This is a genomic window from Pseudomonas sp. LG1E9 (assembly GCF_003290225.1).
GTDB classification, from domain to species: Bacteria; Pseudomonadota; Gammaproteobacteria; order Pseudomonadales; family Pseudomonadaceae; genus Aquipseudomonas; species Aquipseudomonas cyclaminis.
Genome location: NZ_CP029983.1, coordinates 5,158,932 through 5,178,976 on the forward strand (window position 1 = coordinate 5,158,932; position 20,045 = coordinate 5,178,976).

20 protein-coding genes are annotated in these 20,045 nt (G+C 59.3%); 8 read left to right on the top strand and 12 right to left on the bottom strand.

What is annotated here, in order from left to right; translation table 11 throughout:
* Nucleotides 1-51: 51 nt before the first annotated feature.
* The 4 genes from rlmD to DNK50_RS23610 all read right to left on the bottom strand — a co-directional run bounded on the left by rlmD (nucleotide 52) and on the right by DNK50_RS23610 (nucleotide 4,020).
* Nucleotides 52-1,404, bottom strand: a complete 1,353-nt coding sequence (gene rlmD / locus DNK50_RS23595) for a 23S rRNA (uracil(1939)-C(5))-methyltransferase RlmD (RefSeq protein WP_112196396.1) — start codon at nucleotides 1,402-1,404, stop codon at nucleotides 52-54.
* Nucleotides 1,404-2,306 carry a cysteine synthase CysM gene (cysM, locus tag DNK50_RS23600; RefSeq protein ID WP_099584064.1) on the bottom strand — a complete coding sequence of 301 codons (903 nt, stop codon included), beginning with the start codon at nucleotides 2,304-2,306 and terminating at the stop codon, nucleotides 1,404-1,406. The genes rlmD and cysM overlap by 1 nt, the downstream gene beginning before the upstream one ends.
* Nucleotides 2,307-2,514: 208 nt before the next feature.
* Nucleotides 2,515-3,120 carry a tRNA-uridine aminocarboxypropyltransferase gene (locus DNK50_RS23605; RefSeq protein ID WP_112196397.1) on the bottom strand — a complete coding sequence of 202 codons (606 nt, stop codon included), beginning with the start codon at nucleotides 3,118-3,120 and terminating at the stop codon, nucleotides 2,515-2,517.
* 6 nt (nucleotides 3,121-3,126) lie between these two features.
* Nucleotides 3,127-4,020, bottom strand: a complete 894-nt coding sequence (locus DNK50_RS23610; RefSeq protein ID WP_003175387.1) for a LysR family transcriptional regulator — start codon at nucleotides 4,018-4,020, stop codon at nucleotides 3,127-3,129.
* Nucleotides 4,021-4,207: 187 nt separating this feature from the next.
* Here DNK50_RS23610 and speB point away from each other — a divergent pair, with 187 nt between their 5' ends.
* Genes speB through DNK50_RS23630 form a run of 4 tightly spaced genes read left to right on the top strand, consistent with a single transcriptional unit; the run spans nucleotide 4,208 to nucleotide 8,522 of the window.
* On the top strand, nucleotides 4,208-5,158 hold the full coding sequence (gene speB / locus DNK50_RS23615; protein WP_083357426.1) for an agmatinase: 951 nt from the start codon (nucleotides 4,208-4,210) through the stop codon (nucleotides 5,156-5,158).
* Nucleotides 5,158-5,580, top strand: coding sequence for a nuclear transport factor 2 family protein (locus DNK50_RS23620; RefSeq protein WP_112196398.1), 423 nt, complete (start codon nucleotides 5,158-5,160; stop codon nucleotides 5,578-5,580). The genes speB and DNK50_RS23620 overlap by 1 nt, the downstream gene beginning before the upstream one ends.
* Before the next feature lie 21 nt (nucleotides 5,581-5,601).
* The gene (locus tag DNK50_RS23625; protein WP_112196399.1) at nucleotides 5,602-7,116 is read left to right on the top strand and encodes a cytosine permease; all 1,515 of its coding nucleotides are present in this window, start codon (nucleotides 5,602-5,604) and stop codon (nucleotides 7,114-7,116) included.
* A gap of 23 nt (nucleotides 7,117-7,139) precedes the next feature.
* A complete protein-coding gene (locus DNK50_RS23630; RefSeq protein WP_112196400.1) occupies nucleotides 7,140-8,522 on the top strand; it encodes a sodium:solute symporter in 1,383 nt (460 codons plus the stop codon).
* Nucleotides 8,523-8,584: 62 nt separating this feature from the next.
* Here the strand turns inward: DNK50_RS23630 and DNK50_RS23635 are convergent, their stop codons facing one another.
* The 3 genes from DNK50_RS23635 to DNK50_RS23640 all read right to left on the bottom strand — a co-directional run bounded on the left by DNK50_RS23635 (nucleotide 8,585) and on the right by DNK50_RS23640 (nucleotide 12,234).
* Nucleotides 8,585-10,678 carry an FAD-dependent oxidoreductase gene (locus DNK50_RS23635; RefSeq protein WP_112196401.1) on the bottom strand — a complete coding sequence of 698 codons (2,094 nt, stop codon included), beginning with the start codon at nucleotides 10,676-10,678 and terminating at the stop codon, nucleotides 8,585-8,587.
* A gap of 396 nt (nucleotides 10,679-11,074) precedes the next feature.
* Complete coding sequence (locus tag DNK50_RS29325) at nucleotides 11,075-11,197, bottom strand: PA1414 family protein (protein ID WP_003193089.1); 123 nt, start codon at nucleotides 11,195-11,197, stop codon at nucleotides 11,075-11,077.
* 143 nt (nucleotides 11,198-11,340) lie between these two features.
* Nucleotides 11,341-12,234, bottom strand: a complete 894-nt coding sequence (locus tag DNK50_RS23640; RefSeq protein WP_112196402.1) for a LysR family transcriptional regulator — start codon at nucleotides 12,232-12,234, stop codon at nucleotides 11,341-11,343.
* 104 nt (nucleotides 12,235-12,338) lie between these two features.
* Between DNK50_RS23640 and DNK50_RS23645 the strand changes: the two genes are divergently transcribed.
* A complete protein-coding gene (locus DNK50_RS23645; protein ID WP_112196403.1) occupies nucleotides 12,339-13,544 on the top strand; it encodes an MFS transporter in 1,206 nt (401 codons plus the stop codon).
* Here the strand turns inward: DNK50_RS23645 and DNK50_RS23650 are convergent.
* From DNK50_RS23650 to DNK50_RS23660, 3 genes are all read right to left on the bottom strand, one after another.
* Nucleotides 13,456-14,898 carry an NCS1 family nucleobase:cation symporter-1 gene (locus DNK50_RS23650; protein ID WP_112196404.1) on the bottom strand — a complete coding sequence of 481 codons (1,443 nt, stop codon included), beginning with the start codon at nucleotides 14,896-14,898 and terminating at the stop codon, nucleotides 13,456-13,458. The genes DNK50_RS23645 and DNK50_RS23650 overlap by 89 nt on opposite strands.
* A 199-nt stretch (nucleotides 14,899-15,097) precedes the next feature.
* Nucleotides 15,098-15,496 carry a DUF2177 family protein gene (locus DNK50_RS23655; RefSeq protein ID WP_112196405.1) on the bottom strand — a complete coding sequence of 133 codons (399 nt, stop codon included), beginning with the start codon at nucleotides 15,494-15,496 and terminating at the stop codon, nucleotides 15,098-15,100.
* Between the two features lie 51 nt (nucleotides 15,497-15,547).
* The gene (locus DNK50_RS23660) at nucleotides 15,548-16,384 is read right to left on the bottom strand and encodes a S1 RNA-binding domain-containing protein (protein ID WP_099584054.1); all 837 of its coding nucleotides are present in this window, start codon (nucleotides 16,382-16,384) and stop codon (nucleotides 15,548-15,550) included.
* 322 nt (nucleotides 16,385-16,706) lie between these two features.
* Between DNK50_RS23660 and DNK50_RS23665 the strand changes: the two genes are divergently transcribed.
* The 3 genes from DNK50_RS23665 (at nucleotide 16,707) to DNK50_RS23675 (ending at nucleotide 18,748) form a co-directional block, all read left to right on the top strand.
* Nucleotides 16,707-16,886 carry a hypothetical protein gene (locus tag DNK50_RS23665; RefSeq protein ID WP_003193095.1) on the top strand — a complete coding sequence of 60 codons (180 nt, stop codon included), beginning with the start codon at nucleotides 16,707-16,709 and terminating at the stop codon, nucleotides 16,884-16,886.
* A 206-nt stretch (nucleotides 16,887-17,092) separates the two neighbouring features.
* Nucleotides 17,093-17,815, top strand: a complete 723-nt coding sequence (locus tag DNK50_RS23670; RefSeq protein ID WP_099584053.1) for a TorF family putative porin — start codon at nucleotides 17,093-17,095, stop codon at nucleotides 17,813-17,815.
* A gap of 66 nt (nucleotides 17,816-17,881) precedes the next feature.
* Nucleotides 17,882-18,748: a DUF6279 family lipoprotein gene (locus tag DNK50_RS23675; protein ID WP_112196406.1), complete on the top strand. Its 867-nt coding sequence runs from the start codon at nucleotides 17,882-17,884 to the stop codon at nucleotides 18,746-18,748.
* Here the strand turns inward: DNK50_RS23675 and copD are convergent.
* Together copD and copC are read right to left on the bottom strand one after the other, a co-directional pair.
* Nucleotides 18,745-19,623 carry a copper homeostasis membrane protein CopD gene (gene copD, locus DNK50_RS23680; RefSeq protein WP_099584051.1) on the bottom strand — a complete coding sequence of 293 codons (879 nt, stop codon included), beginning with the start codon at nucleotides 19,621-19,623 and terminating at the stop codon, nucleotides 18,745-18,747. The genes DNK50_RS23675 and copD overlap by 4 nt on opposite strands.
* Nucleotides 19,620-20,006 (bottom strand): copper homeostasis periplasmic binding protein CopC, encoded by a 387-nt coding sequence (gene copC / locus DNK50_RS23685; protein ID WP_112196407.1) that lies wholly within the window; start codon nucleotides 20,004-20,006, stop codon nucleotides 19,620-19,622. The genes copD and copC overlap by 4 nt, the downstream gene beginning before the upstream one ends.
* Between the last annotated feature and the right edge of the window lie 39 nt (nucleotides 20,007-20,045).

The following is a 20,045-nucleotide window of genomic DNA, read 5'->3' on the forward strand; positions in this document are numbered from 1 at the left end:
TGGCAGATCACGGCCTTGGAGAATGCAGGCCAGTCGGATTAAACGGGCATCCTAGCCCGCTTCAAATAACGCCATGGCCTCGACATGCGCTGTCTGCGGAAACATGTCGAGGATCCCGGCACGTTTTAGCCGGTAGCCTTGCTTGACCAACTCAACCGTGTCCCGCGCCAGCGTCGCCGGGTTGCAGGACACATACACCAGGCGCTTGGCCCCCAGGGTAGCGAGCTTGCGCACAACCTCTTGGGCACCATCGCGGGGTGGATCCAAGAGTACCGCAGAAAAGCCCTGTTTGGCCCAATCTGCGTCAGTCAAAGGCTGGGACAAATCGGCCTGAAAAAACTGTGCTTTATGCAAATTGTTGCTGATAGCGTTCTGTGCGGCCCGGTCCACCATGGTCTGCACACCTTCCACCGCCACCACTTCTCGCACCTGTTTTGCCAGTGGCAGGGCAAAGTTGCCCAGCCCACAAAACAGGTCCAGCACCCGTTCATCGGGCTGCGGCGCCAGCCAGTCCAGGGCCTGGGCAACCATCGCCTCGTTGACCCCGGCGTTGACCTGGACAAAATCCCCTGGTCGATACGCCAGCGCCAGGTCCCAGGCGTCCAATCGAAACCCAAGTGACTGATCGGGCTCAACCGGTTCCGGCTGGCCTTCGCCATGCAGCCACAATTGGGCTTCATGGAAACTGCAGAATTCTTTCAGGATCAGCAGGTCCGCTTCCGACAACGGCGCCATGTGCCGCAGCAACACGGCGACGGACGAGCCACTGAACAACTCCACATGCCCCAGTGCCTGAGGCTTGCTCAGACGCCGCAGCATGTTCGGCAGACGTTGCATGATCGGTTGCAAGGCCTGTACCAGCACCGGGCAATCGTCGATGGCGACGATGTCCTGGCTGGCCACTGCGCGGAAACCCACCTCGAGTTTTTTCGCCTTGGCATCCCAGCGCACGGCCACGCGGGCACGGCGTCGGTAACCGAACTCGGGGCCGCTTAACGGCGCGGCCCACTCTTGCGGTTCGACACCGGCCACACGGGACAGTTGCTCGGCGAGCATGCGCTGTTTCAGGGCAAGTTGTTCGTTGTGGGGCAAGTGCTGCACGCTGCAACCGCCGCAGCGGCCAACGTGGGCGCAGGGCGCCGGGCGGCGCAGTTCGCTGGCCTTGAACACCCGCTCGGTGCGGGCCTCGACCACTTTGCCGTGGGCGCCCAGCACCCGCGCTTCGACTTCTTCGCCAGCCAGCGCGCCATTGACGAACCAGGTGCGGCCTTCAAAGAACACGATGCCACGGCCGTCATTGGCCAGGCGCTCGATGGTCAGGCGCTGCTTCTTGCCCACGGGGATCTGTGGGGCCCGGCTGCCGCCCGTCGGTTGGAAGCGCAGGCCTCTCTCGTGCTTGGCCATCAGTTGGGTTCGTCGAAAATGCCGGTCGACAGGTAACGGTCGCCTCGGTCACAGATGATCGCGACGATCACCGCGTTTTCCACTTCCTTGGACAAACGCAACATACCGGCCACTGCGCCGCCGGAGGACACGCCGCAGAAGATGCCTTCTTCACGGGCCAGGCGGCGGGTGGTGTCTTCGGCTTCGCGCTGGGCCATGTCGATGATGCGATCCACGCGCGTGGCGTTGTAGATCTTCGGCAGATACTCTTCGGGCCAGCGACGAATGCCAGGGATAGCCGAGCCTTCCATCGGTTGCAGGCCGACGATCTGGATCGCCGGGTTCTGCTCCTTGAGATAGCGCGAGTTGCCCATGATGGTGCCGGTGGTGCCCATGGAGCTGACGAAATGGGTAATGGTGCCTTGGGTCTGGCGCCAGATCTCCGGGCCGGTGCTGGTGTAGTGCGCCTCGGGGTTGTCCCCATTGGCGAACTGGTCCAGCACCTGGCCACGGCCTTCGGCGGCCATGCGCTCAGCAAGATCGCGAGCGCCTTCCATGCCTTCTTCCTGGGTCACCAGCACCAGCTCGGCGCCATAGGCGGTCATCGCCGCCTTGCGCTCGGCACTGCCGTTGTCGGGCATGATCAACACCATCTTGTAACCCTTGATCGCAGCGGCCATGGCCAGGGCGATCCCGGTGTTACCCGAGGTGGCTTCGATCAAGGTGTCGCCAGGCTTGATCTGCCCGCGCAATTCGGCACGGGTGATCATCGACAGCGCCGGGCGGTCCTTGACCGAGCCTGCGGGGTTGTTCCCTTCGAGCTTGAGCAACAGGGTATTGCTGGTTTCACCCGCCATGCGTTGCAAGCGGACCAGGGGCGTGTTGCCGACGCAATCGGCGATTGTAGGGTACTGCAAGGTCATGGCGTATTCGCAATCCAGACTGCGGGGCGCACATCATACCGGGAAAGGCCGGCGGGCCATATCACGCAAAGTGCGGTGCTTATGGCTTAAAGGAATAAGGTGACTGGGGGGGCCCTATCGGGGGCAAGCCCCCTCCCACCCTTGAATTGTGAATACAGTCAAATGTGGGAGGGGGCTTGCCCCCGATCGCCGCACCTCGATGAACCTGCTAGCCAGGCCGACCGTCGCCATGATTTTTATGGAAGACCTCATCCCCCATCGCCGCAATCTGCCCTTCGATCAACGCTTCAAAGGGTTTGAGCAACGGCTCGAACGACAATGGCGCTTCCAATACCTGCAACGCCTGCACGATGGCTTCAATGGTCGACAAGGCCCCCGGCCCGGGCGCCTTGCGCAGCCGATAGCGCGATACACCGCCGTCGGCCAAGGTCACCCGTGGCAACGCCGCCAGTAACGGATTGAGGTGCAGCAACTTGCGCGCCTTGCGCCAGGTGCCATCGGGTACCACCAACAACAGAGGCTGCTCCCCGGGCACATAGGCCTGCAGCGGCTGCGCGTCGTCGGCGGGGAACAGCAGGCGCGCCTGATAACCCGGCGGGTTCAATAATGTCGCCAAATCATCAAACACCTCACCCACCACCAACTGTGCATTGTTCAAGCCCAACGCCGCCAACCGCGCCGTGTTGAGCGCATGGTTGACCTCGCTCGGGTGCTGCAACAGCAACACGCGGGTGCGGCTGTCGAGGCTGGGGATCAGCGGGCACAGGCAATGGGTGACGGGCCTGAGGCAACGGGAACATTGGGGTCTGGACATGGTTTATCAGGCCTGGTTGAGCTGGGCTTTGAGCAAATCGCGGAAGGTCTGGATCAGCGGCTCGCGGCTGCGGCCACGGCGCATGATCATCGAGAACGGCGCCTGGTAACCAAAGGTGGCCGGTAGCAGCACGCGCAGATCGCCCTTGTCGGCCCAGGCCTGGGCGTAATGCTCCGGCAGGTAGCCGATATAGGCGCCGGAGAGCACGAGGATCAGTTGCGCCTCCATACTTTCCACCGTGGCGGCACTGTGCTTGAAACCGTGGCGCGCCAGTTCCGCCTGGCTCCAGTAGCCGCGTCCAACCATGCGTTGCTGGGTGATCACTTGTTCGGGAATGCGTCGTTCATTAAACAAAGGATGCCGCGTACTGCAATACAGCCAGTGCTGCTCGCGGTACAGCGGCATGTAGATCAGCCCGCTCATGCGATTGGAGAAGGCGCCGATGGCCAGGTCCAGGCGATTGTCCTGCACACCTAGCTGCAGCTCGTAAGGGCTCATCACCGATAAATGAAGGTGCACCGCCGGGTGTTCCAGGCTGTAGGCGCCAATCACTTCGGCGAACGGCAAGGCCTTGTCGCTGACGGTGGAGTCGAGCACGCCGAGCTTGAGGGTGCCGCGCAGCTCGCCTTTGAGTGCGGCGGCGTATTGCTCGAAGCCTTCCAGCTCGGCTAATAGACGCAGGGTTTCCTGATGGAACAACTCGCCCTTGCTGGTGAGACTGAAGCCACCACGCCCGCGATGGCACAGCACCAGGCCCAACGCCGACTCCAACTGACTCATATACGTGCTGATGGCCGACGTGGACAGGTTGAGTTCGTGCTGCGCATTGGCAAACCCCTGGTGCCGCACGACGCTGACGAAGATGCGCAGGAGTTTCAGGTCGGGCAAGGCGTTGGCCATGAGGTCTCCAGAGGCATACACAAAATCCTGTGGGAGGGGGCTTGCCCCCTCCCACATTTGAACGCAGTTTACCCCAGGCATTAGTTTAGAAAAATCTGAACTAAGTATTTGCCCCTGCCGATTCTTCCCGCCACGGGCTTTTCGCAGAATCGGCCTCTAATAAACAAAACAACGATGAGGCAATCCCGTGGACAAGATTTTCCACCAACCACTGGGCGGCAACGAAATGCCGCGCTTCGCCGGCATCGCCACCATGATGCGTCTTCCCCACCTGCAATCGGCCAAGGGCCTGGACGCCGCCTTTGTCGGCGTGCCCCTGGACATCGGCACCTCGCTGCGCGCCGGCACCCGCTTCGGGCCGCGTGAGATCCGCGCCGAGTCGGTGATGATCCGCCCGTACAACATGGCCACCGGCGCCGCACCGTTCGACTCGCTGTCGGTGGCCGACATCGGCGACGTGGCGATCAACACCTTCAACCTGCTCGACGCCGTGCGCATCATCGAAGAAGCCTACGACGAGATCCTCGAACACAACGTGGTCCCCATGACCTTGGGCGGTGACCACACCATCACCCTGCCGATCCTGCGGGCGATCCACAAGAAACACGGCAAAGTCGGGCTGGTACACATCGATGCCCACGCTGACGTCAACGACCATATGTTCGGCGAGAAAATCGCCCACGGCACCACCTTCCGCCGCGCCGTGGAAGAAGGCCTGCTCGATTGCGACCGCGTGGTGCAGATTGGCCTGCGCGCTCAGGGCTACACCGCCGAAGACTTCAACTGGAGCCGCAAACAGGGTTTCCGTGTGGTCCAGGCTGAAGAATGCTGGCATCACTCCCTCGCGCCATTGATGGCCGAAGTGCGTGAGAAAGTCGGTGGCGGCCCGGTTTACCTGAGCTTCGACATCGACGGCATCGACCCGGCGTGGGCACCCGGCACCGGTACCCCGGAAATCGGCGGGCTGACCACCATCCAGGCGATCGAGATCATCCGAGGCTGCCAGGGCCTCGACCTGATTGGTTGTGATCTGGTAGAAGTTTCACCGCCCTATGACACCACCGGCAACACCTCACTGCTCGGCGCCAACCTGCTGTACGAGATGCTCTGCGTACTGCCCGGCGTGGCGCATCGCTGATGAGCACGCAAGCGGTGTTGCAAGCCGCCGCCGAGCTGGTGGCGGCCTTCGCCCGCAATGATCGCGCCGCCTATTTCGGCGCGTTCACGGCCGACGCCAGCTTTGTGTTCTACACCCTCCCCCAGCCGCTGCTCAGTCGCGATGCCTACCAGGCGTTGTGGGACAGCTGGCGCACGGACGAGGGATTCGAGGTGCTGTCGTGTACGTCGAGTAATGCCTTTGTCAGCCTGCAGGGTGACGTGGCGATATTTGTGCATGACGTGGCCACCGAGCTGCGCATGAACGGGGAGCAATTCTCTAGCCAGGAACGCGAGACCATTGTCTTCAAAAGGCAAGGGCTACGCACAGAACAACAAGAAGGCCTGTGGCTGGCCTGTCACGAACATTTGTCCGCTGTGCCGGAAGGGCTGCCGCCCCCTTAGCCAATGTGATCGGAGCTGATCATGAATAATAAAAACAACCAAAACAGTATTCGCAAGATTGAAACCAACGGGGTCGAACAGATCCCCGACCACGAGCGTACCGCCAGCCCCAAGGATCTGTTCCGCCTGATCTTCGGCGGTGCCAACACCTTTGCCACTGCCGTACTGGGCTCGTTCCCGGTGCTGTTTGGCTTGTCGTTCCAGGCCGGTGTCTGGGCGATTGTGCTGGGCGTGCTGGTGGGTGCTGTGATCCTGGCGCCCATGGGCCTGTTCGGGCCGATCAATGGCACTAACAACGCGGTGTCTTCCGGGGCGCACTTTGGCGTGCACGGGCGGATTGTCGGTTCGTTTTTGTCATTGCTGACGGCGATTGCCTTCTTCTCACTGTCGGTGTGGAGTTCAGGCGATGCGTTGGTAGGTGGTGCGAAACGTCTGATAGGCCTGCCGGAAACTGACCTGACCCTGGGCTTGGCCTATGGCCTGTTCGCCCTGCTCGTCCTGACGGTGTGCATCTACGGTTTTCGTTTCATGCTGTGGGTCAATCGCATTGCGGTGTGGGCGGCCAGCCTGCTGTTTTTGCTGGGGATCTTCGCGTTCGCGCCAGCCTTCGACAGCCACTTCGCGGGCAGCGTCGCCATGGGCCAGACCGGCTTCTGGGCGGCGTTTATCGGCGCAGCGCTGGTAGCCATGAGCAACCCGATTTCCTTCGGCGCATTCCTCGGAGACTGGTCGCGCTACATTCCACGTGAGACGCCGAAAATGCGCATCATGCTGGCGGTGGTTGCGGCTCAGATCGCCACCCTGATCCCGTTCCTGTTCGGCCTGGCCACCGCGACCATCGTGGCGATCAAGGCACCGGACTATATCGCGGCCAACAACTACGTCGGCGGCTTGCTGGCGGTGGCACCGACCTGGTTCTTCCTGCCGGTGTGCCTGATCGCGGTGATCGGCGGCATGTCCACCGGCACGACCTCGCTGTATGGCACGGGGCTGGACATGTCCAGCGTGTTCCCGCGCTTGCTCTCACGGGTAAAGGCGACGTTGCTGATTGGGGTGATGTCGATTGCCTTCATCTTTATCGGACGTTTCGCCGCCAACCTGGTGCAGAGCGTGTCGACCTTCGCCGTGCTGATCATCACCTGCACCACACCGTGGATGGTGATGATGATCATCGGCCTGATCGTGCGTCGCGGTTTCTACTGCCCGGATGACCTGCAAGTGTTCACCCGCGGTGAAACCGGCGGGCGCTACTGGTTCAGCCATGGCTGGAACTGGCGCGGGCTGGGGGCATGGATTCCGAGTGCGCTGGTGGGGCTGTGCTTCGTCAATTTGCCAGGGCAGTTTGTGGGGCCGCTGGGCAATTTGGCGCAGGGCATTGATATCAGCTTGCCGGTGACGTTGGGGTTGGCGTCGGTGGTGTACCTGACGCTGCTGCGGCTGTTTCCGGAACCGGCGGCCGTCTATGGCCCCTCGCCACAGCAAGCGCCCTCGCCGCTGCAAGCTCCTTCTGCACTGCAAGTGCCTTCAGCACAATAAAAAATAATCGGAGACTCGCCGTCATGGCTTTGGATTTATTCGTCGTACTCATCTACGCCGCCGGCATGCTCGTGCTCGGCTATTACGGCATGCGCCGCGCCAAGACCCACGAAGACTACCTGGTGGCCGGTCGCAACCTGGGCCCGACGCTGTACATGGGCACCATGGCCGCTACGGTATTGGGCGGTGCGTCCACCGTCGGCACCGTGCGGCTGGGCTACGTGCATGGCATCTCCGGCTTCTGGCTGTGTGCCGCGCTGGGCATGGGGATCATTGCGCTGAACCTGTTCCTGGCCAAGCCGCTGCTCAAGTTGAAGATTTTCACCGTCACCCAGGTCCTGGAAAAACGCTACAACCCCATGGCCCGCCAGGCCAGCGCGGTGATCATGTTGGCCTACGCGCTGATGATTGGCGTGACTTCGATCCTGGCCATCGGCACCGTGCTGCAAGTGCTGTTCGGCCTGCCGTTCTGGATCTCGGTGCTGCTGGGCGGTGGCGTGGTGGTGGTGTATTCGACCATCGGCGGCATGTGGTCGCTGACCCTTACCGATATCGTGCAATTCGTGATCAAGACCGTCGGCCTGATGTTTATCCTGCTGCCGATCTGCCTGTACCGCGTCGGCGGCTGGGATGAACTGGTGGCCAAGTTGCCGGCATCCAGTTTCAGCTTCACCGCGATTGGCTGGGACACCATCATCACCTACTTCATGATCTACTTCTTCGGCATCCTGATCGGCCAGGACATCTGGCAGCGGGTGTTCACCGCCCGCGACGAAAAGGTCGCCAAGTACGCGGGCACCTTCGCCGGTTTCTACTGCATCCTCTATGGCCTGGCCTGTGCGCTGATCGGCATGGCGGCCCATGTGTTGATTCCGGACCTGGACAACGTCAACAACGCATTTGCCGCCATCGTTAAAATGTCGCTGCCGGACGGGATTCGTGGCCTGGTGATTGCCGCAGCACTGGCGGCGATGATGTCCACCGCCAGCGCTGGCTTGCTGGCTGCCTCCACCGTACTGACCGAAGACCTGCTGCCGCGTTTGCGTGGCGGAAAACAGTCGAGCCTCAACATCAACCGCCTGTTCACGATGCTGACCGGTATCGCAGTGCTGGGTATCGCACTGGTGGTGAGCGATGTGATCAGCGCGCTGACCCTGGCCTACAACCTGTTGGTCGGCGGCATGTTGATCCCGTTGATCGGGGCGATCTTCTGGAAGCGCGCCACCACGGCGGGGGCAATTACCTCCATGACATTGGGTTTTGTGACGGCGTTGGTGTTCATGTTCAAGGATGGGCTGGATGCGAACACGCCGATTTACTACAGCCTGGCGGTTGGGTTGGTGAGTTTTGTGCTGGTGAGCTTGCTGTCGCGTCGGCCGGAGGCGGTGGCGACTCGGGTGGCTTGACGTCCAACAGCATTGAAACGGTTTCTTCAGCGGGCGCGACGTCGGATGTCGCGCCCGTTTTTTTATCGCTCAACGGACAGGTTTTGGTTTGCCTGAATGATTTCCTGGACCAGGGAGGCCCAGACCAATCCTTGGGTTGTGCCCGCGGCATAGGTGCCACCGGCGGCGATTTGATGGTGGGCGGCCCAATAAACAATCGATAGTCCATCTGAGGTACCAGGCCTGGCACATTCGACTATGCGCAAATCGCCATTTTCGATTGCGCTGCGGTAAGACATTGGAAAGTGCAAAGAAACAGCGGCCAGACACGCTGCCAGGATTTGCTCCTTGTAATCCGGCGTAGAATCAGGCGGAACCTGACCACCGGAGACAAGAATACAGTCACCGTCCAAGCGGCAGTTCATGACGCCAATTGGCAGATCGTATTGCAGCTTGAGACCACGCATTTCGGCACCTTCATTACCCACAGCGCGCAGCTTGAAAAACCAGCCGATGATCGGAATAACTTCTGGTTCCTCTACGCCCATAGCAGTGATGACGAAGTGTTCTCTGCTCAGCTCAGCAATCTCGACTGAACTCAGATGCTGAATATGGAACTGAACCCCCGAGCGCTGCAGCAGCGCCTCTATTTCATCCATTAGATGGATAAATTCGACATCGTAGCCTGATACCTCAATTGCTCGACTTATTCCTGGGACGCCATAACGCGCCAGAAACTGTTGCTGACTGATTTCTGCGAATTCACCCTTAGTTTTGCCACTAGGCCACGGCCTGTTTTCGATGTCGCGTTGCTCACATATCGCAGCAGCTACGTCACTCGCGTCCTCCCTGTAACAGCGTACAACCCGCGCTCGCGCGAATTGCGCCAGCGACGGGTTGTCAGCCAGGAGCTTTTCAAACAACTCAATGCCGGCGCGGTTGCACTCAACTGCAAGACATTGATTTCCGGAAAGTAGATAGTCGTTATGTAGCGGCTTTGCAGTCGTCTCCGTCGCTGACAGATGGCGCATGTTCACACGCTTATGACTGGCACCATCACTCTCCCGACTTCTCCCATAGACGGTGACCTGATAATTCGCCAAACGACAAATCACAGCCTGGAGCAGACCGTTAATCCCTCTGCCGATAATCGATACATGCGGCGCATCGGTATTTGCATGCAGGGAAGGAATCGCCAATGAGTGTGCAAGTTTACGCCTGACAAGGCCGCGCAAGGTCATCAAACTCAGTTGAACAGAAACAGCATAATCAAGGTCGCAATGGCAGTCTTCGCCGGTTGCCGCCTGCACAGTCAGCGTCGCTGGTCTGCGCCAAGTGGTGACACTACAACCGAGCGCATGGGTACGCATGCGAAACGCGTCCAATGTTGTAGGCCCGTAATCCAAGACCAATTGGATGTCTTCAGCCATTGACAGGGCCTGTAAAGCATCGTCGCTGAACACGTCCGGTTTGGCGACGCATATCAGACGGGCATCTCTACGCATACAACGAATGAGGGCTTGGTCGATACGATGGGTGGACTCATCATTCAGGGATAAACAGATGGCGACAGCACTGGCACCCTGCAGCGCCTCGAACCAGTCCGTCACAAATGACACTCGACCATCGGTAGACGCTATTCCGGTAGGATCCGGCGCGCGGCCGCGTGGACTCAACACTTTAATCCGAACATCCGGGTCTCGATCAAGTAACCGCTTGACCAACTCTTTGCCCACATTGCCGTATCCCAGCACACTGATGTCATGGGGGACGGAACCATTGGCCAGTGTCAGCCAGTACAGAATATAAGCTGCAACATGCGGTGCGTTGACCCCGGGCGTATTGACCACTCGGATACCGTTGGATTCGCATAGATCTATCCGTATCTTATCCAGGCTTGTACCTCTTCGGATCAAACAGAGGTCTCCAAATGGGTGGGATACACGCCATTGCTCGATAACATCTCCATCAATGGATTGGTCGCCGACTATGAGGGTTGACGGACGCAGTAATGCGATCTGTATGAGCAGAGCTTGCTTGGTTAATGATGGGGGAATAAAAACAACATTGCTGGGTGCGGTTGCCTTCCAGGCTCTCGATACAGGTGCGATATGCAAAACATGTTCAGCAATGGCGATAAGTGAGGCGGCAACTGGCGGGATGGGCGAGCGCATCATAACTTTGTCTCCAGCGATTTTTAATTAACTCATACATCTGCCCTCTTTAGGAAATTACAGAAACGTAAACGATACATATCTATTCCTAATAAAATTCAACCTACGCTTAGATTAAAAATAAAATAAGCCAGATAATTCTGACATCACGGTAGTCCGATTCCGATAGCTAATACAAAGACTGATACGCAAGAGGCGATGAGAAGAGAATACAAACGGATATGTCAGCGGGCACGACGCTGGATATCGCAGCCGCTTTTTCGTTTGATGCAAAGCAAATGTGGGAGCGGGCTTGCTCGCGAATGCGGTTTATCAGTCAACTTAACCATCAACTGACACACCGTATTCGCGAGCAAGCCCGCTCCCACATTTAAACCCGCTGCGGTCGGAGATCGGGCCTTACCTACGACGTGGACGCCGCTGCTCATCATCCGTACGAATCGGCACCGGCTGCAGCGGAGGCTCGATCAAGCCCAGTGCAACACCCAGATCATGGAGCCAGTTTTGAATTTTCTCTTTCATGGTTTGCCCCCTTTGAGGGTAATGCTGGTAGGCGCATGTTCTGTCGCCCTTTCCTACATTGATAGTAGCCCTAAGTCCTACGTATTGCTTGAACGAAACCACAATGAACTATTACCAAATCCATCCAAATGCTGACGAACCGGTCAAGCAATGGCGCGACTGTCTTTCATGACCTCGGGCTGACCGAGCTGCTGCAGATCAATCCACGCATTGAGGTTAGCGCCGAGCATACCCTTTCGCCACATCAGCCAGGTGGTCGCAGTGGCAAATTGCCCGGTCAGCGGATGAACGGACACGCTGTCCTTGCCCGGCAGGCTGTCGAGCATGGATTGGGACATCAACGCCACCCCGGAACCGGCGATCACGCAAGCGAGCATGCCTTGATAGGATTCGATCTCAATCGCCCGTCCCATGGCCACGCGCCCGTGGGAAAACCAGCTTTCCAGGCGTGTGCGATAGGCACAACTGCGTCGGAACGTGAACACCGAGCGGCCGGCAACATCCTGCGGACCACGCACGGGTGGGTGCTCGGCTTCGCAGATCAGCACCAGTTTTTCCTCGCATAACTGCACGCCGTCCAGTGTGGCGATGCTCAGCGGGCCGTCTACAAACGCGGCGTCCAGGCGTCCCGTGATCAGACCTTCCAGCAGTTCACCGCTGGGTGCGGACTGCACCTGCAGATTCACCATCGGATAAGCCTTGTGATAACGCGCCAGCAGCTTGGGCAGATGGACCGCGCCGGTGCTGTACATGCTGCCGAGCACAAAATCACCGGCCGGCTGGCCGCCTTGCACCGCGCCGTGGGCTTCGTCGTGCAGTGCCAGCAGGCGAGTGCTGTAGTCCAGCAATATCTTGCCTGCCGGAGACAGCTGCAAGCGCTGGCGTTCACGCACGAACAGCTCTACGCCGAGTTGCTCTTCCATTTGCTTGAGACGGGTCGACAGGTTCGACGGCACGCGGTGCAGGCGCTCTGCCGCACGGGTGATGGAGCCCTCTTGCGCCACGGCCTGGAAAATCCGCAATTGACTGAACTCCATACCTTTCTCCAAAACTGAACAAGTTACTCACTATTATTCAATTTTACAGAAAGTCAATCCACTTTAGGCTGACGGTCATTCGTTTCTCAGCAGGACACCTGACCATGTCACCCCTCATTCGCTTACTCGCCAGCTCCATCGCCCTGATGATGGCCATGGGCATTGGCCGCTTCGCCCTCACCCCGCAAATGCCCCATATGCTCAGCGAAGGGCAGGTCGACCTGACCGACGCCGGTCTGATCGCCGCCGCCAATTACCTGGGCTATTTCGTGGGCGCCGTAGACTCGATTTTCGCCCGCGGCCATCGCCATGTACGCGGTCGTCTGTACGGCGGGCTGTGGCTGTGTGTGTTGCTGACCTTTGCATCGTATTGGGCCCACGCATTCTGGCCGCACCTGCTGTTGCGCTTTGGCACGGGTGTGGCGAGTGCCTGGGCCTTGGTGATGATCACCAGTTTGAGCCAACCACTGGCACTCGCCGCCGGACGGCCGCGTCTGGGCGCCCTGGTATTTGCCGGGCCGGGCCTGGGGATTCTGTTGACCGGGTTATTGGCGCTCGGCTCAAACCTGCTGGGACAAGACTCCGCCACCTTATGGTTGGTCTATGGCGCGGTGGCACTGGTGATGTTGCTCGCGATCCTGCCGTTTTTGCCGCAGCCGTGCGCCAGCGCCCCTGTCGCCAGCCATAACGACGCGGGCAGTAACGGCAGCATCAAGCACCTGTGTTGGATTTATGTCCTGTTCGGACTGGGTTACATCATTCCAGCAACCTTCCTGTCGCAGATGGCCAGCGCCCAATTCAAAGGCGCCTGGCAAGCCGATCTGTTCTGGCCGTGCTTCGGCCTGCTCGCAGCGGTTGGAGTGGGGGTGGCGACCTTGCGTCGCAAAGACCCGGACACGACCCGCCGCTGGCTGATGACCACCCTCTGGCTCCAAGCGGCCGGGGTGTTCGCCTGCTTGCTGGGTAATGGTTGGGGGTTGGCGCTGGGGGTTCTGTTGTGCGGCGGACCATTCCTGGCCTGCATGCAGCTCGTAATGGCGCGCATGCGGGAGGTGGCACCCGACGGCTATCAGCGCAGTACCGGGCTGCTGACCGCCAGCTTTGCCATCGGCCAATTGAGCGGGCCCTTGCTGGCGTCGGTGAGCAGCCACCTCAGCGGTGGCCTGCGACCGGCATTGGTCATTGCCGGCACAGGCCTGTTACTGGCGGGAGCAATATTGGTCAGCCGGCAACCAGCGGCGCTTGCGTGCGCACCTGCTCGCGCCGTGCCAGCACCAGGAAAAACAGCCCTCCCAGGAAGCAGCCGGTAAACCAGGCGAAGTTGGCCATGCCCTGCAACGCCGGGGTGAAGGTGATCGCGACGCCCACCAGTGTCGCGGGCACCAGGGCCTTGACCGCTGTCCAGTTCACGCCACCGTCGAAGTAATAGCGGCCATTTGGGCTGTCATCGAACAGCGCATCCACGTCGATCTTCTGTTTTTTGATCAGGTAGAAATCCACCAGCAGGATCCCGAACAGCGGCCCGATAAACGCCGCGAGGATATCCAGGGTGTAGTGGATCATCAGCGGGTTGTTGAACAGGTTCCATGGGGTGATAAAGATCGAGGCGACCGCCGCGATCATGCCACCGGCGCGCCAGCTGATTTTGCTCGGTGCGACGTTGGCGAAGTCAAACGCCGGGGACACGAAGTTGGCGACGATATTGATACCGATGGTCGCGGTCACAAAGGCAAACGCACCCAGCAGCACGGCCATGTTGTTGTCGATACGCGACACCGTGGCAATCGGATCGTGGAGCATCTCGCCAAACACCGGCAACGTGCCCGAGACGATCACTACGGTCACCAGGGAGAACGCCAGGAAATTTACTGGCAGGCCCCAGAAGTTTCCGCGTCGCACATCCTGCATGCTGCGGCAGTAGCGGCTGAAATCACCGAAATTCAGGGTTGGTCCCGAAAAGTACGACACCACGAGCGCAGTGGCCACGATCACTTGGCCGAACGCTTGCCAGCCCGACAGGGATTTTTCCGCCAGGGTAAAGCTGATGTTCGACCAGCCCGCCTTCCAGACGATCCAACCGGCCAGGGCAAACATCACTGCGTAGACCACCGGCCCCGCCCAATCAATAAAGCGGCGGATGGACTCCATGCCGGCCCAGAAAACTGCCGCTTGCAGCACCCATAAGCTGAGGAAACCAAACCAGCCCAGGTAGGACAGCCCGGCGAAATGCGGCTCTGCATACACCGCCATCTGTGGGAAGAATCGTAAAACCACAATGATCAGCGCGCTGGACGCCAGGTAGGTCTGAATCCCATACCAGGCCACGGCGATAAGACCGCGAATCACTGCAGGAATATTCGCGCCAAAGACACCAAAGGCGAGCCGGCAGATCACTGGGTAAGGAACGGCAGCCTGTTGGCTCGGCTTGGCCACCAGATTGGCGATCAGTTGCACGATGCAAATACCGGCGAGCAAGGCGATCAACACCTGCCAACTGGCCAGCCCCAGAGCAAACAGACTGGCGGCGAATACATACCCGCCAACGCTGTGCACGTCACTCATCCAGAAGGCGAAGATGTTGTACCAGTTCCACTTCTGCGGCAGCGGGCCCAGATCCTGGTTATACAGGCGTGGGCTATAGCCTTTGGGCAATTGTTCGGTCATCGCTGGGCTCCTCGTCATACCGGCCTGCGCTTCCGTCGCAGGGGTGCATACGGAAGGCGGCAAGTTTTGTATACGAGACAGTCAGCAGAATACGTGCCAATGGCACACAATCCCTCTACAACGGCGTTTCAAAGGAGATGAAGGTACCTTCGTAGCGGGGACCACGCTCAGCAACGGTGCAAATAAATCCTGTACACAATCATCGGTGCACCCGATGTGCACACAGGTGCCCAACCGTGCAGCACACCGCCGTCAAAACGGTGCCCCAGGCCATGTCCATCAGCGCCAATCCAGTAGACCAGCCTTGCAGCGTGGCCCAGTTGCTCAGGTCGTAGGTGCCATAGGCCACAAGCCCCAGCAAGGCCCCCATACGCGCCGCGCGCTGCCAACTGATGCTGGGCAAGACCACGAACACCACACAACCGAGGACATACAGGAGATAGAACAGCACTGCGGGCAATAGGCGGGGCTGATCAAGCATCAGCGGACCCAGCAGGGATTTGTAGGTGGGGCCCATAAGGACACCGAGCCACAGGCCGTCGAGCACCAGGAAAGCAAGCAAGGTGCCGAGGTAAGCAAACACAGACTTCTTGGACATCGACGCAACCTCTGTAGGAGCCCATTGCTCCTACAGAAGAGCAAACCCTACTCAGCTAAGTTCAATACGATCCGCATGGATCACAATCTGACCTTGCTTGTAGAGCGCACCAATAGCCTTCTTGAAGTTGCCCTTGCTCACGCCGAACAAATTGCTGATTACGGTCGGGTCGCTTTTATCGCTGACCGGCAATGTGCCGTTGTTTTCGCGCAACTTGGCGAGAATCTTCGAGTTGAGGCTGGAGGCCGCTTCCTGGCCAACCGGTTGCAGGCTCAGGCTGATGTTGCCATCGGCGCGGATCTCTTTGATGAAGCCTTTTTCTTCCTTGCCCGGGCGCAGGAACTTGAACACCTCGTTCTTGTGAATCAGGCCCCAGTGCTTGTTGTTGATGATCGCCTTGAAGCCCATGTCAGTGGCTTCGGCCACCAGCAGGTCGACTTCCTGGCCTACGACGTAGTTGGCCGGGGTCTTGTCCAGGTAGCGATCAAGACGTGCGGTGGCGGTGATGCGCTTGGTGTGCTTGTCGAGGTAGACGTGCACCACGCAATATTCACCGGCAGTCATCTGGCGTTTTTCTTCCGAGTACGGCAACAACAAGTCTTTTGGCAAACCCCAATCGAGGAATACACCAATGCTGTTGACTTCCACCACTTTCAAACTGGCGAACTCGCCGACTTGAACTTTGGGTTTCTCGGTAGTGGCGATAAGTTTGTCATCGCTGTCCAGGTAAATGAAAACGTTAAGCCAGTCTTCATCTTCACTGGGAATATCTTTGGGGATATACCGATTAGGCAAGAGGATTTCGCCATCTTGCGCACCATCCAGGTACAAACCGAAGTTAGTGTGTTTTACCACTTGTAAGCTGTTGTAGCGCCCGACTAGAGCCATTTCCAATACCCTCATTGCGTGGGCGGCATTCTACCCGAGTTGCGTGCGCCACGCGCGCGCGCCTGAAAAATCACAGTCGGGTGAGTCTTCCAAAGGGCATCGCTCCGCTCGTCCGATCATTTGGCTGGATTTTACTCCTGCGCCAGCGCTGCTTCGCCCCAGGGTTTGCAGCCAAAACAGCAAGTTACGGGGTAATTTCAACGATGAACTTCGTTTATTTCCAGCTGCGGCACTTATTCCCAGGGGATATTTGCCAAGCAATTGTCAAGTATTTCCTGTACGATGCCTGGCCAAGTTAATTTTCTACAGGTTAGTGGCCGCCATGCGCGTAAAAGCATCCAACAGCAAAGCAAAGCCAGCTCCCGCCGTTGAAACCAGCGAATCGATCAACAGCCAAATCGCTGCGTTCCTCAAATCCGGTGGTGAAATCCAGCAAATTGCCAAGGGCGTGAGCGGCCAGACTTTCGGCCCGTCCAAGCAGATCAGCCTGGGTAAAAAGTAATACCGCGCAGCACACCTGGTCCCTAAGCGTCTTGCCTTCAAGGCGCTAGGACTAGAGCCCGAAGCACCCTCCCCTAACATTCAATAGTGCGCTAATCGACGAACGGGCCTCATCGCCTGACATTCGCCGGTATCCTTGCACACGTCTAGCGCGGGCATCTGCCCGATCTTCTCCATTACTGCTCCTCGCTTTTCATGGAGTGAAGCATGCTCAAGTCCTGCATTTTTCTGGTCAGCACATTAGTGGCTTGCCCTCTTGCCGAAGCGCAGATCTTCCAGCGCGAATTGGGCGACTTCGACCTGAAATTGGGCACTACCCCCAGCCGCAGCATGGCCCAGGGCCTGGTCAAGCCGACCTCACCGGGTAGCGATTCTTTCCACGGCGGCCTTGACCTCAGCCACGACAGTGGCCTGTACTTCGGCCAATTCTCGCCCAACATGGGCCTGTCCTCAGCAAGCACCCTCGAAGTCGATTCCTACATGGGCTTTAAACACCCCTTCGACCAGACACTCGGCTATGAAGTCGGCTTGATCCACTACAGCTACCCCAAGCTCAGCCCCCTCGACAGCCAGGAGTTCTATGGCGGCCTGAACCTGTTGGGCAATCGCTTCGGCGCCTCTTTCAGCAACGACCCGGACCGCCAGGACAGCACAATTTTTGCCGATCTCGGCGGCACCCAGCCCTTCGGCATCGGCGTGAGCATGAAGTACACCACTCATCAGTTGGGCACGCCGGCTTCGGTAGACGGCGGCACCATCAGCAGTTTCAGCGACTGGTCGGTGCAATTCTCCCGTGCCTGGAAGGGCATCGACCTGGACCTGATCTACAGCGACTCCAGCCTCAGCGGCGGCGATTGCTCGGCGTACTCCGGACACAATTCGCAATGCGACGGGCTGTTGACCTTGAAGGCCGTGCGGTCGTTTTATTGATGGGCTGAACTGTCGCGCCCGACGCGGGTTCACATGCATTGACTCTCTCTGCCCAAGGACACGCCCATGCTGCATCGGCTCAAACTGCTGGTGGTACTCCTGACCCTGAGCCTGGCACTCGCCGGCTGCAATCGCGTGGGGCTGGCCTATCGCAACCTGGACGTGATCATCCCCTGGACCCTCAATGACTACCTGGACATGAACGCCGGGCAGAAGAGCTGGTTCAACGACAAACTCAAGGAGCACCTGGCCTGGCACTGCACCACACAGTTGCCCGGTTACCTGGATTGGCTCGATCGCCTGCAACAGATGGTCGACGACAACCAGGTTACCGACGCGGCGCTTAAGATGCGTACCGCCGAAGCCGAACAAGCCATTGCTGAAATCGCACGTGAGATCACTCCCTCGGCCATTGAACTGCTCCAGGGATTGGATGAACAACAGGTCAAGGAAATGAACGACGCCCTGGCCAAGGACCTGCGCAAACGCCAGGACGATTACCTGAAGCCGCCGCTGGCTCAGCAAATCAAGGACCGCGCCGAGCGCATGAATAAACGCCTGGACACCTGGATGGGCCCGCTGAGCACCAGTCAGCAGAATCGTGTCACAGCCTGGTCAATCGCCCTGGGCGAGCAGAATCAGGAATGGATCGGCAACCGCGCCCATTGGCAGGCGCAATTTATCGACGCCGTGCAGCAACGCCACAGCACCGACTTCCCGAAGAAAATGCAGCAATTGCTGGTGGACCGCGAAAGCCTGTGGACCCCGCAATATCGTGCGGCTTACGCCCAGACCGAAGCCGCGGCGCGCAGCCTGATTGTCGACGTGATGGCGGAAAGTACGCCGCAGCAACGCTTGAAACTCACGCAGAAAATCGACGGCGTACGCAGCGACTTCAAGGCACTCAAATGCCTGAAGAGCGCCGAGGCCTAAGTAGGCGACAGAGTGCCCAGCCATGCCACCAGTGCAAGAATCAGCATCACGGCGCCGAACTCCAGGGCCATGCTGCGCCGCAGCGCGGCAATGGCCGGCGCCGGGTCGCCCGCTGCCAGGGCGCGTTGCAGAAACGGCGTCAGGTGGAAGCGATTGAGCGTCGCCAGCCCCAGCATCACGCCGAACACGCCTAGTTTCAGGCTCAACAGGCGCGCATAGATACCGCCGGTGAGACCGTCCAGATTCGGCCCGACCACCCACAGATAATTCGCCACGCCGCTGACGATCAGCACGACGACGAACCCCGCACCTGTGCGCTCGAACCCCGCCAGTGCGGCAGCCAATGCCTCCACGCGGCGGGCATCTCCCAATGATGCGCGCATCAGCAACAGTGCAAACGCCGCCAACGCGCCCAGCCACCCCGCCGCCGCCAACAGGTGCGCACTGTCGCTTAGCATGTGCCACGCCCCAGGCGCGCCCTCGTGCATCACGCCGTGCCCGGTCCACATCAGGGTCACCAGTGCGACACCGCCAAACAGCGTGGCCAGAGATAGGTTGACGAAGGTGACCAGCACCAGCGCCACAATGCGCAGGCACGCTGTCCAGCCCAGGTCAGTCTGCGTCAGCATCATCTGCAGGTGCGGCCATAACGTCGGCCAATCCGTGGCACCGCTCATGGCCTGGGTGATACTTAACATCGACGTGATCGAAAGCAGCACGCCAAGGCTCGCCGTCCCTCCCAGCAGCTTCTTGAAATTCAATAAAGGACGTTCTGCAGCATTGAGGCCGTAGAGGCCAAAAAGCCCCAGGCCAAACACCAGCATCAAGTCCAGATACAGCGCAAAGCGCAGCAATATTTGGCTCAGTTCACTCATGGCTGGACACTGAACACCACGTTACCGGTGATCGGATGGGTATCGGATGACACTGCCCGCCAGTCGACCCGGTAGGTGCCACCCGTCAGCATGGAAGCCGGTTTGATCAGCATCACCTTGGGGTCGACGCTGGCTGCCACGCTGGCCTTCATCGGCATCGGCGAATTGGGCATGCCGGGCATATCGGTCATGGTCAGCTTGGCGCCAGAGAACTGTGTCAGCAGGTTCTCCGAGAAACGCAGCTCAATCACGGCCGGCGCCGCGCCCTGGGCGCCGGCCGCCGGAATGGACGACAGCAGTTTCGGGTGGGCCGAGGCCGGCAGGCTGATGAGTAATCCGGTCCACAGCGCACCACCCGCTAACGCAGTTTTCAACACAGACATGCAAGACTCCGGGCCGCGCCAGGCGGCGAGTTATAGGTA

Bases quoted from the DNA above. Each gene is read 5' to 3' on its own strand.
- DNK50_RS23610 (WP_003175387.1), bottom strand. From the start codon at position 4,020: ATGGCCAACGCCTTGCCCGACCTGAAACTCCTGCGCATCTTCGTCAGC.
- DNK50_RS23665 (WP_003193095.1), top strand. From the start codon at position 16,707: ATGCGCGTAAAAGCATCCAACAGCAAAGCAAAGCCAGCTCCCGCCGTT.
- rlmD (WP_112196396.1), bottom strand. From the start codon at position 1,404: ATGGCCAAGCACGAGAGAGGCCTGCGCTTCCAACCGACGGGCGGCAGC.
- copC (WP_112196407.1), bottom strand. From the start codon at position 20,006: ATGTCTGTGTTGAAAACTGCGTTAGCGGGTGGTGCGCTGTGGACCGGA.
- cysM (WP_099584064.1), bottom strand. From the start codon at position 2,306: ATGACCTTGCAGTACCCTACAATCGCCGATTGCGTCGGCAACACGCCC.
- DNK50_RS23635 (WP_112196401.1), bottom strand. From the start codon at position 10,678: ATGATGCGCTCGCCCATCCCGCCAGTTGCCGCCTCACTTATCGCCATT.
- DNK50_RS23660 (WP_099584054.1), bottom strand. From the start codon at position 16,384: ATGGCTCTAGTCGGGCGCTACAACAGCTTACAAGTGGTAAAACACACT.
- DNK50_RS23645 (WP_112196403.1), top strand. From the start codon at position 12,339: ATGTCACCCCTCATTCGCTTACTCGCCAGCTCCATCGCCCTGATGATG.
- DNK50_RS23670 (WP_099584053.1), top strand. From the start codon at position 17,093: ATGCTCAAGTCCTGCATTTTTCTGGTCAGCACATTAGTGGCTTGCCCT.
- copD (WP_099584051.1), bottom strand. From the start codon at position 19,623: ATGAGTGAACTGAGCCAAATATTGCTGCGCTTTGCGCTGTATCTGGAC.
- DNK50_RS23675 (WP_112196406.1), top strand. From the start codon at position 17,882: ATGCTGCATCGGCTCAAACTGCTGGTGGTACTCCTGACCCTGAGCCTG.
- DNK50_RS23655 (WP_112196405.1), bottom strand. From the start codon at position 15,496: ATGTCCAAGAAGTCTGTGTTTGCTTACCTCGGCACCTTGCTTGCTTTC.
- DNK50_RS29325 (WP_003193089.1), bottom strand. From the start codon at position 11,197: ATGAAAGAGAAAATTCAAAACTGGCTCCATGATCTGGGTGTTGCACTG.
- DNK50_RS23630 (WP_112196400.1), top strand. From the start codon at position 7,140: ATGGCTTTGGATTTATTCGTCGTACTCATCTACGCCGCCGGCATGCTC.
- DNK50_RS23650 (WP_112196404.1), bottom strand. From the start codon at position 14,898: ATGACCGAACAATTGCCCAAAGGCTATAGCCCACGCCTGTATAACCAG.
- DNK50_RS23620 (WP_112196398.1), top strand. From the start codon at position 5,158: ATGAGCACGCAAGCGGTGTTGCAAGCCGCCGCCGAGCTGGTGGCGGCC.
- DNK50_RS23605 (WP_112196397.1), bottom strand. From the start codon at position 3,120: ATGTCCAGACCCCAATGTTCCCGTTGCCTCAGGCCCGTCACCCATTGC.
- DNK50_RS23625 (WP_112196399.1), top strand. From the start codon at position 5,602: ATGAATAATAAAAACAACCAAAACAGTATTCGCAAGATTGAAACCAAC.
- DNK50_RS23640 (WP_112196402.1), bottom strand. From the start codon at position 12,234: ATGGAGTTCAGTCAATTGCGGATTTTCCAGGCCGTGGCGCAAGAGGGC.